Origin of the sequence: Chryseobacterium sp. BGARF1 (genome assembly GCF_001677955.1) — a bacterium.
GTDB lineage: Bacteria > Bacteroidota > Bacteroidia > Flavobacteriales > Weeksellaceae > Chryseobacterium.
Map to the genome: position 1 here is coordinate 1 of NZ_LELA01000028.1, position 13210 is coordinate 13210.

General features: G+C 33.0%; 10 protein-coding genes. 8 read left to right on the forward strand and 2 right to left on the reverse strand.

Annotated features, from left to right (window positions below; genetic code table 11):
* Nucleotides 1-263 precede the first annotated feature (263 nt).
* A complete protein-coding gene (locus AB671_RS04530; RefSeq protein WP_066681266.1) occupies nucleotides 264-2975 on the forward strand; it encodes a carboxypeptidase-like regulatory domain-containing protein in 2712 nt (903 codons plus the stop codon).
* A 69-nt stretch (nucleotides 2976-3044) separates the two neighbouring features.
* Here the strand turns inward: AB671_RS04530 and AB671_RS04535 are convergent, their stop codons facing one another.
* A complete protein-coding gene (locus AB671_RS04535) occupies nucleotides 3045-3542 on the reverse strand; it encodes a DinB family protein (protein WP_066681269.1) in 498 nt (165 codons plus the stop codon).
* Between the two features lie 131 nt (nucleotides 3543-3673).
* Between AB671_RS04535 and AB671_RS04540 the strand changes: the two genes are divergently transcribed.
* The 7 genes from AB671_RS04540 (at nucleotide 3674) to AB671_RS04570 (ending at nucleotide 12195) form a co-directional block, all read left to right on the forward strand.
* Complete coding sequence (locus AB671_RS04540) at nucleotides 3674-4609, forward strand: GLPGLI family protein (protein WP_066681271.1); 936 nt, start codon at nucleotides 3674-3676, stop codon at nucleotides 4607-4609.
* Nucleotides 4610-4791: 182 nt separating this feature from the next.
* On the forward strand, nucleotides 4792-5049 hold the full coding sequence (locus tag AB671_RS04545) for a ferrous iron transport protein A (protein WP_066681287.1): 258 nt from the start codon (nucleotides 4792-4794) through the stop codon (nucleotides 5047-5049).
* A complete protein-coding gene (gene feoB / locus AB671_RS04550) occupies nucleotides 5036-7021 on the forward strand; it encodes a ferrous iron transport protein B (protein ID WP_066681273.1) in 1986 nt (661 codons plus the stop codon). Before AB671_RS04545 ends, feoB begins: the two co-directional genes overlap by 14 nt.
* Before the next feature lie 233 nt (nucleotides 7022-7254).
* Nucleotides 7255-8091 (forward strand): DNA damage-inducible protein D, encoded by an 837-nt coding sequence (dinD, locus tag AB671_RS04555; protein WP_066681274.1) that lies wholly within the window; start codon nucleotides 7255-7257, stop codon nucleotides 8089-8091.
* Nucleotides 8092-8159: 68 nt separating this feature from the next.
* On the forward strand, nucleotides 8160-9182 hold the full coding sequence (locus tag AB671_RS04560) for a DUF4421 family protein (protein WP_066681279.1): 1023 nt from the start codon (nucleotides 8160-8162) through the stop codon (nucleotides 9180-9182).
* A 127-nt stretch (nucleotides 9183-9309) separates the two neighbouring features.
* Nucleotides 9310-10692, forward strand: a complete 1383-nt coding sequence (glmM, locus tag AB671_RS04565) for a phosphoglucosamine mutase (RefSeq protein WP_066681280.1) — start codon at nucleotides 9310-9312, stop codon at nucleotides 10690-10692.
* A 120-nt stretch (nucleotides 10693-10812) separates the two neighbouring features.
* On the forward strand, nucleotides 10813-12195 hold the full coding sequence (locus AB671_RS04570) for a tetratricopeptide repeat protein (protein ID WP_066681281.1): 1383 nt from the start codon (nucleotides 10813-10815) through the stop codon (nucleotides 12193-12195).
* A gap of 164 nt (nucleotides 12196-12359) precedes the next feature.
* Here AB671_RS04570 and AB671_RS04575 read toward each other — a convergent pair whose 3' ends face one another.
* Nucleotides 12360-13190, reverse strand: a complete 831-nt coding sequence (locus tag AB671_RS04575) for a DMT family transporter (RefSeq protein ID WP_066681282.1) — start codon at nucleotides 13188-13190, stop codon at nucleotides 12360-12362.
* Between the last annotated feature and the right edge of the window lie 20 nt (nucleotides 13191-13210).

Consider the following 13210-nt stretch of genomic DNA (forward strand, 5'->3'; position numbering starts at 1 on the left):
TTATTTTTTTGAGGTTAATGGCATAAAAATATGTTAAAATTTAAAAGAATATAAAATGAATACAATTTATCACTATGTTTGTAGGTATAAAAAGAGATTTAACTTTTTTAATAAAATTATATCTCTAAAATGTGTAACAAAACACATTAATAAATAACTAATTACTCAAATAATAAATTTTGAAATCGCTGTGAATGGAAAATACCCTCATGAATTAAGATTCTGCGATTCCAAATACTCTTTAAAAATATAAAAATATAGATATGAAAAGAAAAATTTACCTTTTCCTGATGGTTTTTTTCTCCGTGATCACGTTTGCCCAAAAAACGGTTTCCGGGAAAATTACTGATGAAGATGGGGTGGCGATACCAAGCGCAAGCGTAACGATTGAAGAACCGGGAAAAGACGCAATTCTTGCCTATGGAATTACCAATTCGAAAGGAGAATACAAAGTTTCATTTACTTCTTCAGAATCAAATGTAGATTTAAAAGTAAAAGCTTTTAACCAAAAACCGATTACAAAACAAATCAGCAACAGCGATCAGACGCTTACATTTAAATTACAGTCTGAAGCTACCGAAATAAAAGAAGTACAGCTGAAAACAAAGATGATTACTTCGAGAGGCGATACGATTGCTTATGATCTGAAAGCTTTCGACAACAAAAGCGATCGTACTTTGGCAGATGTAATGAAAAAAATTCCTGGTATTGAAGTGAAAACCGATGGTACAATTCTTTATCAAGGGAATGCAATCAATAAATTTTATGTTGAAGGTAAAGATTTAATGGAAGGAGGCTATGGTACAATTACCAACTCATTACCAAAAGATGCAGTCGCAAAGCTTGAAGTTTTAGAAAATCACCAGCCTGTAAAAATGCTTCAGGGAAAAATTCCTTCTGATGCTGCGGCAATTAATATCAAGCTTAAAAAATCTGTAACCATGACAGGCAGAGGTGAAGTGGGTTCTGGCTTTGGAGACCCATGGCTTTGGAATTTGAAATTAACACCAATGTTTTTCAGTAAAAAGCAGCAATGGGTTGTTAATTACAAGACCAATAATATGGGAGAGCAGGTAGAAAATGAAGGAAATATTTTAGCTTTCGGAAGTTCTTGGGAAGGCAGAAGAGGAAATGCTTCACAAAATAACTGGTTGGGTGTAGAAAATGCGTCAGTACCAAATTTACCAGTTAAAAGATATTTATTTAATAATGTACATTATCTTTCAGCTAATTATTTAACCAATATCGATAGCAAGAAAGAATGGGAACTGAAAGCAAATGCAAATTATACCAATAATGTTGTAGAAAGAGAATCTAATAGTGTTACAAGAGATTTCCAACAAGGAACACAATATAACACTAGATTTCTTAATAATTTCTATACAGATAAATTAAAAGGTGAATTAATTTTCACTAAAAATGCAAAGAAAGGATTTTTCAAAAACACGACTACATTTTCTCAGTTTTGGAATGCAGACAGAGCTTTTGCAGAAAGAAATGACAGAATTAGTTCTAGATCTGGAAACGAAAACGTACAGTCACCAACTTCATCATTCCAAAATTCACTAAGTACAATTATACCTTGGAAAGAGAAAATGGTAAATCTGAAATCTTATATTAATTATCAGGATGATAGACAAACTTTAGAAATTTCTCCGGCTGATTACTTATTGTTTCCTTATAAAGCGCCGGGAAGTACTGCTATTTCTACGATTAATTTTACTCCGGGAAGTACAGCTTTGCAAAGTTTTAGAATAAAAACATTAGATACTTCGCATTCTGCAAATATCAGTTTTACTACAAAAGGATGGACATTTACTCCGGAAGTTGGAATTGATTTTTCAACAGATCAACTCAATACAAATTTTGATGGAAGTACTCTTACTAACTCTCCTGATTTTACAAGTCTTTCATACGAAAATGATTTGAAGTTTACAGAAATTACGCCACGTGCATCAATATCTGCAAATTATAAATCAGATGCATGGAATGTTTGGGCTAGTTTTCCTGTAAACTTAAATAATATTAAGGCAGAAGATGCATTTAGAAATGTTTCTAAAACATTAAATAAAACGACATTTACTCCTAATATTTTTGCGCAATATGGTTTTGCTTCATTCTTTAAAGCAAGTATTAATGGAAATATTAGCAATAACTTCGGAGATATTCAAACAGCTTATGCTGGGTATGTTTTAACAAGTCCGAGTGGATTTAATGTAATGAATCCCAAAAATCCGATTCCTCAAACTAATACAAAAAGCGGAGGGGCAAGATTGGAATACAGAAATCCTTTGAATAACCTTTTTTTCAACGTAGGTTATAGAATTAGTGACACGAAAAATAATCTATTGGCTTCGAGTGCTGTTAATGATTTAGGTTTCAGTGTTGTAGAATATATTGAAAGAGAAAACAAAAGAGAAACAAACAGTTCATATGGAGAAGTTGGAAAATACTTCCCAAAATTCAAAACAAATGCCTCTGTTACGTTTAATCAAACAACAACAATATCACAGTCATTAAGAAATAATGAGTTTTTAGATAATAAAAATTTATCTAATGCATTGGGATTTAAATTTAATAATACCTATTTCTCATGGATGAGTGTAGATTTTAATTTTACTAAAACTTGGACTAAACAATCAAACGGAATTATCAGTAATGATCTTGGTAAAACAGAGAACTATAGTCATAATCTGAATGTGTTTTTCTATCCTTTAGAAAATCATACTGTTGGTTTCTATTGGGATCAGATCAACTCAAATTTAGGGGATACCAAATTGAATAATGGTTTCTTTGATATATCATATCAATTCAGTTGGTCTGCTAAGAAAGTCGATTTCGAATTGAAATGGATGAATATTGCTGATAAAAAAGTTTTTGAAAGAATCAGTGTTGGGGACGCAACAATTACGCAAACAACCATGCAGCTAAGACCAAGTCAGGTAATGCTCGCTGTAAAATTCAACTTTAAATAAAAAGTATAAAAACCAATCTCATCGAGATTGGTTTTTTGTTTAAAAATAGTTTAAAAACTTTAAGTTATTTTAAAAGTTGGAATCATCCGCAGTCGGGCCATAGCTTCCGGGAAGCTCAATGTCATTCAGCCTGTAATAAACTCCCAATTGCGCTCTGTGATGCGAAATTTGGTTTAAACTGTGACGAATCGCTTCATACTTCGTCCACGAAGCCAATTCATGACCATCATTTTTCAAAGCCCATCTTAGATTTAGGTCTTCTTCAGAGGCTTTTTCCAAGGCTTCAATACTTGCTTTATGGTTTTCTTCTAAAATGTTTAAGAGCTCGTTTTTTGTTGTGAGACGTTTGGGTTCCATTCCGTCTTTTGCAAAATCAAGTTCTGAAGTATTGAGCATAAATCCGGGCCAGCCAAAAACTTCCGTAATATGGGTAGCAAGGTGCATCATTTTCATACTTTTCGGATGCGGTGTGTAATCATTTTTATCATCAGGATAAATTGCTAAAAACCGTTTTGTGGTTTGATACTCGTTGTTCAGCTCGTTTTTTAATTGTTTCAAAGTGTCCATATTTATTTTGTTTAGGTAAGCTTAAATTTAAAACTTTTAAAAGGGCGAAAATTTATTTTTTAAATAAAAGATTAAAAAAAACTGTAACAAAAAACAACTAATGTAAACTAATTGAATAAACCTTTTATATAATGAAAAATATATTTTCAATACTATTTGTTGCCGTTTTTGCTTTTGCAAACGCACAAGAATCAAAAGAAAGCTCAAACCGCTTTTTTTACGAACTTACCTTTAAGCCAAAACAAGATTCTGCTAAGGTTGATAAAGTAATTACAGTACTTGATATTACAGATAAAAACAGATCTGTTTATCAGGATTACACTGTGATCTCTCAAGATTCTATTACAAAAGTAGAAATGGAAGCAATGCAAAAAGCTGGAGTTTACAAAGACCTTTCAAAATCACTTAAAACACCAAAATTTTCTGCAAGGATCCACAAACTTTATCCAAGCATGAAAGTTGAGTATGTCGATAAAGTGGCGAATGGAATGACCCCGGTAAACATTGCTTATACTGAAGATCTGAAACTTAATTGGAAGATCTCAAACGAAAAGCAAAAAATTGGTGAATACAACACGCAAAAAGCAACTGCCCAATACGGAGGAAGAATGTGGACGGCTTGGTTCTCTTCAGACATTCCTTTTCAGGATGGCCCGTATAAGTTCAGTGGACTTCCTGGGTTAATTGTAAAAATTGAAGATGCCGACAAAAATTATTCTTGGGTATTACAAGGAAATAAAAAAATAAAAGAATACAACGAGTTTTCTTACATCGAAACCCTAATGCACGCAACGGGAGGTAAACCAAAAGAATTAACGCGAGAAAAGTTTGATAAGACCTTTAATGACTTCAAAAAAGATCCTTTTGCATCAGTAAGACCGATGATGACACAGGAAATAATGTCTAAACCAATGCCGGGAACTGATGGTACGATAGGAGATCTGATGAAAAAGCAGGAGAAAATGTATAAAGATTTTTATAATGCAAATGACAACCCTATCGAAAAGGCAAATTCTATTACCGTTGGTAGTCTTGAAAAAGTAGGTAAAGAAAAAGATAAAAAATAACATTCATTTCAACTTAATTATATTTAAAATAATCCCAAATGCAGTAATGTGTTTGGGTTTATTTTGCAAGATAATTGAAGAAACGATAATTCTAACTGCCTTTAAATATGAAAAATAGCGTTATTTAGATTAAATTTAAATAGTTATATTTGCAGTCACAAAAAATAAGGGTCTTGAAGGATATTCACTTACATACATTAAGCAGCTTTCCAAAAAATAAAATTGGGAAAATAGTAGACTATGATAATGAAAATTTGAATATGCCCACCAAGATCATAGAAATGGGGCTTCTTCCTGAAACTCTGTTTAAGATTCTTTACCAGGCACCCTTTAACGGACCGCTTTACATAGAGTTTGGCGAAGAAAAAAGCCGTATTGCTTTGCGTAAAGAAGAAGGAGATTTCATCATTGTAGAAGATTGTATTAATGCAGGAAAATAACAAAAAACAGATACTTTTAGTCGGAAACCCGAATGTAGGAAAATCAACCGTTTTTAATGCTTTATCAAACAAAAAGCAGAAAACAGGAAATTATGCCGGGGTTACTGTATCAAGCCATTCGGGGAATTATTCTTACAAAAACGAAGAGGTTGAGATCGTAGATCTTCCGGGCTCTTACAGCATTTATCCGAGCTCAGAAGACGAGGCTATTTTCTCTGAATTTTTAATTGACGGACAAAAAAAATATTCCGGCGTCGTTTATATTCTGGAAGCATTAAGCATTAAAAGAGGTCTTTTATTATTTCAGCAGATTCAGGATCTTGGAATTCCGATGATTTTGGTTTTAAATCAGATCGATCAGGCTGAAAGAAGAGGAATTCATATTGATGTTGAAAAACTGTCTCAGGCATTGAATATTAAAGTTATTCAGACCAATGCAAAAGAACAGATAGGAATAGAAGCGATTAAAGAAGCTGTTTTTACCAATGATTTTGTGACTTCTGAAAAACCGAGTTTTGAAATTCCTGCTGAGCATAAAAATATTCTCGATAAAAATTCAGAGAATGAGTATCAATCTTGGATTAATTTTACGCTTGGAAAAAACTCAGATTCAGAATCAAAAAATATAGTTCCGAAAAGACTGCAGGTTCAGGAAACAGTAAGACGTTATCAGAATGTTGACAAGATTTTAGCGGATGTTATCACTAAAAAAGCTCAGTTTAAAGAACTTTTAACCGAAAAATTAGATAAAGTTCTTGTTCATAAATTCTGGGGATATGTTGTTTTCTTATTTATTCTTTTAATTATTTTCCAGTGCGTTTACTTTTTAGCAGAATATCCGATGAACTGGATCGACGAAGCTTTCGCTTGGCTTTCTAGTTTTGCAGGAGAACATCTTCCGGAAGGACCAATTAATTCATTGGTTTCACAAGGAATTGTTCCTGGTTTAGGCGGAATTATCATTTTTGCACCGCAAATTGGAATCCTTCTTTATTTCCTTTACTTATTGGAAGATTCGGGTTATATGGCGAGAGTTGTTTTCTTGATGGACAGGCTTTTAAGACCGTTTGGTTTAAACGGAAAAAGTATTGTTCCTTTAGTTTCAGGAACGGCTTGTGCAATTCCGGCGGTAATTTCTACCAGAAATATTGAAAATTTAAAGGAAAGATTGCTCACGATTTTGGTAACACCTTTTATGACGTGTTCTGCAAGACTTCCTGTTTACAGTATTATTATTGGGTTGATTATTTCCGATAAAACTATTTTCGGAATTCAATATAAAGCTTTGGTACTTTTAGGAATGTATCTTTTAGGCTTTTTTGTTGCTTTATTATCTGCAGCGATTCTTAAAAATTTCATTAAAGAAGATAGCAAAACATATCTTGTGATGGATTTACCGACATATAAAAAACCACTTTTCGGTTACGATTTTAAACTGGTTTTAGGGAAAGTGTGGGATTTCATAACCGGAGCCGGAAAAATTATATTCATTGTAAGTATCATTATTTGGGTATTAAGTTATTTCGGTCCGAAACAAAATCCGGACGAAATGGTTGCAACCGATGTTCATTTAGATCATTCTTATCTGGCTAAAATGGGAAAAGCTATTGAGCCTGCAATTGCACCACTTGGTTATGATTGGAAAATGGGAGTGGGAATCCTGACAAGTTTCGTAGCGAGAGAAGTTTTTGTGGGAACAATGTCTACTTTATACAGTTTGGATGATGATGCTCCGGAAGGAAAAGTAATCGATAAAATGAGACAGGATGTAAAACCGAATGGCGAAAAAGTCTTCAACTTTGCGACAGGAGTTTCGGTGTTATTGTTTTATGCATTTGCAATGCAGTGTGTTTCTACACTTGCAGTAGTCTACAGAGAAACCAAAAGCTGGAAATGGACGGGCTTTCAGGTGGCAATGATGACCGGTTTGGCATATTTTGTGTCGTTGATAGCTTATCAAATTTTAAAATAAAATGGACTCTTCATTAATTTTTCAATATATTATTATTGCGCTTTTGGTGCTTTTTGCCTGCTATTCTTTGTTTAGATTTATCAGGAAAAATTTTTCATCAAAGAAATTCAGCTCCAAAAGGTCTGGGTGCGATAAAGATTGCGGATGTTCTTAGAAAATCATCATTCTTGTGGATAATTAAACTGCATTAAAACTGATTTTTATTTATTTTTGTAAATAAAAGCACGGTTATTATGAAAAAAGAATTAATAGAACAACTTTTTCAAAAATTCGAAAATGCATCACATTTATACAACAATATTGAATGTTGGAGTGCAAGAGATTTACAAGAAATTTTAAATTATGCAAAGTGGGATAACTTTTTAAAAGTTATTGAAAAGGCTAAAAAGTCCTGTGAAAATATAGGAGAAGAAGTACAAAACCATTTTGCCGACATCGGGAAATTGGTCGCATTAGGAAGTGGATCTGAAAGAGAGATTTCAGATATTGCATTAACTCGTTATGCGTGCTATCTTATTGCACAAAATGGAGATAGTTCTAAAAGCGAAATTGCATTTGCACAAACTTATTTTGCTGTTCAAACTCGAAAACAAGAGATTATTGAGAAAAGACTTATTGATGTTGAAAGAGTAAATGCAAGAGAAAAATTATCAAAAACAGAAAAGAAACTTTCTGGAATTATTTATGAAAGAGGTGTTGATGAAAGAAGTTTTTCAATAATACGGTCTAAAGGAGATCAAGCTTTATTTGGTGGTTTTACAACCAATGATATGAAAAAGAGATTAAATGTTCCACAAACAAGACCTTTAGCAGATTTTCTTCCTACATTAACGATTAAAGCAAAAGATTTTGCCACCGAATTAACAAGTCATAATGTCGTTGAAAAAGACCTTAATGGTGATTCTCAAATTACGAATGAACATATTGAAAATAATTTGGCAGTCAGAAAAATATTAGGAGAAAGAGGAATAAAGCCTGAAAATCTTCCAGCTTTAGAAGATGTAAAAAAAGTACAACGCAAGTTGGAAAGCGATGAAAAGAAAATTTTGAAGCAAACAAAGAAGAAGTAACATTCTAGAGAAGTTTGATTATTTTAAATTATTTGTAGTAATTTCATTTCCTAAAACTAAATCTCAATTTGAATTCAAAAGCAGTCTCTGTTTTTTTTCTTTGTCTGTCTGGTTTTTATTCAAAAGCACAAACAGACAGTACCAAAGTAAAGTCTTACGCAGATCAGGTAATGGTTCGTGTAAATTTTGATACGAATATAGAAAACTACACTTTTTCTGAAGGTGAAGAAGAAAATTTAAAGGAAACCATACTTTCTATCAATAACAAGACAAAAGCTTCCTTATCTATTGATTACAAGATTATAAGTGCTACTTTGTCTTTTGCTCCCCGCTTTTTTCCGGGAAACAATGACAATGAGAGAAAAGGAAACAGTTCTTATGCCGATTTCAGTTTTAGATTTTTTCCAAATAGGTTTATACAGGCTGCCTACTATAAAAATGTAAAAGGATTTTATATAGAAAACATGCAGAATCTTATTCCGGGTTGGCAAAAAGACAGAGATCCTTACATTAAATTCCCGGATTTAAGGGTTCAGACCTTTGGTGGTTCTACAGCTTATATTTTAAACAAAGATTTTTCATTAAAAAGCCTTTATACACAAGGTGAGTGGCAAAAAAACAGCAAGGGAAGCTGGGTTCCTTTTTTAGAATATGATTTTACTGTATTCAGGAATACCATTAATGGTTTGAAAAGCAAAGAATATCAATATAATTTCGGGGCAAACATAGGGTATTTTTACAATTGGGTAATTGCCGAAAAAGTGAATATTGCTCCATTCTTAACCGTAGGTTTTGGCGGGAAATTTACAAGTTTTAAAGAAGCTTTAGAAAATGGAACCAAAGGACCCAAACAAAATGAACAATATATAACAGTAAAAAGTTCGGGAGGACTGCATATAGGATATAATTCTGACCGTTTTCTGTTTGGTGGTAAACTTAATTTTAATGCCACTGCTTACGATGAGAAAGAAAATTCTACGGTAGAAAATAACAATACTTATGGGCTTTTGTATATAGGGTATCGTTTTTCTCCTCCAAAAGCAGTGAAAAGAAATTACGATAAAATTCAGAAAAAAATTCCTGGTTTATAAATTAATCTTCTTTTGAGTATCTTTGCAAACGGAAAAATTAAAATAAAGATAATCTATTATTTTAAAGAAATTTAAAATAAAAATGCACTTTGCATTCAAATTATAATCAGAAAAACTCAATTACAAAATGTCATTAATAAAAAGTATTTCAGGAATTCGTGGAACGATTGGCGGAAAAGTAGGTGATAATTTAACGCCTCTTGATGTTGTGAAATTTGTTTCGGCTTTCGGAACCTGGCTTCAGAATAATAAAAATAAAAAAGATTTAACGCTAATTATCGGTCGTGATGCAAGAATTTCCGGTTCAATGGTTAATTCTTTGGCTACCGCAACATTACAAGGATTGGGCATTAATGTAATTGATTTAGGTCTTTCTACAACTCCAACTGTGGAAGTGATGGTTCCTGAATTAAATGCAGATGGTGGAATTATTCTTACAGCTTCTCACAATCCAAAACAATGGAATGCATTGAAGTTATTAAATGAAAAAGGAGAATTCATCAGCGGAGAAAACGGGGCTGAAGTTTTAGCTTTGGCTGAAAGCGAAGATTTCAACTATGCAGATGTGGATGATTTAGGTAAATACGAGACAAGAGATGATGCTTTTGATATTCATATTCAGCAGATTCTTGATTTACCGATGGTGGATGCAGAAGCGATTAAGGCTAAAAAATATAAAATCGTTTTAGATGCCGTAAATTCTACGGGTGGAATTGCAATTCCGATGCTTTTAGATAAATTAGGCTGTGAAACGGTAAAGTTATACTGCGAACCAAACGGGCAGTTTCCTCACAATCCTGAACCGTTAAAAGAGCATTTAGGAGATATTTGTGAACTTGTAATTAAAAAAAATGCAGATTTTGGTGTTGTAGTAGACCCGGATGTTGACAGATTAGCTTTGGTTGATGAAACGGGGGAAATGTTCGGTGAAGAATACACTTTAGTTGCTGTTGCAGATTATTTATTGAAAAATAAAAATGGAGTAGCCATTTCAAACCTTTCTTCAAGCCGTGCTTTGAGAGATGTTGCACAGACCCACAACTCAGAATACTTTGCAAGTGCAGTAGGAGAGGTGAATGTTGTGAATTTAATGAAAGAAAAAAATGCCGTGATCGGTGGTGAAGGAAACGGTGGAATTATCTATCCTGAACTTCATTACGGAAGAGATTCCTTAGTAGGGGTTGCTTTGTTTTTAACGCATCTGGCAAAAGAAAACAAAACAGTTTCTGAACTGAGAGCTGGCTATCCAAGCTATTTTATGGGTAAAAAGAAAATTGAGCTGACTCCGGAAATTAATGTAGATGATCTTTTAACTAAAATGGAAAAAGAGTATCAAAATGAAGAGATTTCTACGGTTGATGGCGTAAAAATAGATTTTGAAAACAATTGGGTTCACCTTCGTAAATCGAATACAGAACCAATCATCAGAATTTATACAGAAGCTAAAACTCAGGAGGAAGCCGATAAACTGGGTGATGATATGATCGCAAAGATCAAAAGTTTGATTTAATTTTTAAACTAAATTCATCATTCTAAAAAAATTATTTATTAACTTTATAGTAATAAGATTTTCAGAAGCGAGTATTTGTACATCTCATATCTCTGGTCTTAAATCTTAAACTCGTTTATATTGGAAGAATATTTTGGAAATGAACTGGTAAAAAAGTTCGAAGAAATGATGGAAAATAATGATGAATTCTACTTCGATACAGAAGAGTTAGAAGACATCATTGTTTATTACTTGGAGCTTGGTGACTTTAATTATGCTGATATGGCGGTTAATTTTGGTCTTAAACTCCATCCCAACTCTTTAGAAATCAAGATTAAAAAACTGGAGGTTCTATTAGAGTGGGAAGACTATAATATGGCGAAAGAATTGATTGACGAGTTAAAAGGCTCTTCTATGGAGCATACAGACTTTTTGGTTTGCTACGCCAAATATTATTCGAATTTGGGAAATCCTAAAAGATCCATCGAAATCTGTAAAAAAGCCCTAGAATTGGGGGAAGAAGAAAATTTCCTCAACAATTTTATTGCAGATGAATATGTAAATCTTGGAGACCCCTTTAACGCACTTAAACATTATCAGCAAGCACTTAAAGAAGATCCAATGGATGAATATTCTTTGGAAAACGCGATGGTCTGCTTTAATGATTTGAATAAGGGCGAGGAAGCGATTGCTTTTCTAAACGGTTATCTTGATGATTTCCCGTATTCAGAAATTGCATGGAGCGAGTATGGACAATATTATTTTAATAGAAAAAACTACGAAGAAGCCATCAAAGGTTTCGATTATATGTTGGCAATCAACTCCAGCGCAGTTGGAGTGTATGCGAGCAAAGCAGCTTGTTATGAAGCTTTAAATCAATATCAGAAAGCGATTGAGGTATACGAAGAAATGTTGGAGTTGGAATATACAAAAGCATTTACTTTTTATAAAATCGGATTGTGTCACAAAGCTTTAAAACAGCCAATCATTGCTTTAAATGCTTTTCAGAAATCATTAAGAGAAGATCCTCAGTTTTATCTTGCGATGATGGAGCAGTCTTATCTTTATGAAGAAATGGGCGGAATGCCTGAAGCTTTGCATTTTGCAAGAGAAGCAACATTGTTAAATGATAGCAATCTAGATTATCAGAAAAGATTGGCGTTTTTGTTCATTGATTCTGGTAAATTCGAAGAAAGTCTTTCTTGTTTGAAAAAACTAATAGATGCAGAACCTTCAAGATTTTACAACTGGTATGCCTATTCTGAAGTTTTGATGCTTGTCGGTGAATATGAAGAAGCGGTAACAGTACTTAAGGCGGCTTTGAAACATCATTACAGAGCAGAATTGTTTTATCAATTAAGCAATTGTTATTTTATTCTTAAAGATAGTGAGCAAGGAAGTGAGGCATTGGAAAAAGCTTTGGAACTCGACGCTTCATTGATTACAGATATGCAGAAAAAATATCCGTATATCAAAGATGAGGTGAAAAAAGCCAAAGCAAAGGTTAAAAAGAAGAATTTATAGGCTTGATGTTGGGTGATGGAGGTTTGAAGTTTTAAAATTTTCTGAAGTCAATTTTTAGCATTTATTTAAAATAAGAAATCCTGCAGTGATGCGGGATTTTTTTGTTTTATGAATTATCGTAAGCTCTATGTTTACTTTCATTTAAATATAAAAAGTTTCACTGATTATTTTTTTACCGTTGTTTTGGCTCTTAAAAAGATTAAACCGGCAATAATCACACTTGTTCCTGCAAATTGCAAAGCAGTTAGTTTTTCACCATCTAAAACGCCCCAAACAATAGCAACAATCGGCATCAGCAACGTAACAGTCGATGCAAAAAGCGGAGTGGATACTTTTAGTAATCGATAATTCATCATCATGGCCAACCCGGTTCCAAAAATGGAAAGCAGGCTTACAAATCCTAATCCAATCATATTTTCTTTGCTGAAGGTGAATTCAGAAACAAAACCTGTAGAAAGTAAGGCGATGACTGATGGTAAAAACAAAACAAATGAAAATACAAATGCCGATAAAATGGTAGATGAAACATCCATTAATTTTGATTTTACAGTCGTTGTACTCATTGCGTAACACAATGTTGCCAAAAGAAGTAAAAGTATAGGGAATATTTTAAATTGAGTATTGTCGTCTCCACCAAAAGCAAGCAGGCAAACTCCTGTAAAGCTTATGAAAACTCCGGTCATCTGTCTTCTTGTGGTTTCAAATTTCCAAACTAAAGCGCCTACAATAATGACGAAAATCGGCATCATAGAATTAATGATTCCTGCAATACTACTGCTAATTTCTATTTCTGCAATAGGAAATAAGAACATCGGGATGAAATTCCCTGTAAAAGCCGCTAAAATGAGCCATTTCAAATGTTTTTTTGGAAATAATTTATATTTTGAAATTGCAATCGGCATTAAAATAATTCCGGCAATTAAAACTCTTAGAGCCTGTTTAAAAAATGAATAATAAAAAAGAGTATGGGCTAAAAACTGGCTAAAAATTGTCATTTTAGAGTTGCAAAACAAAA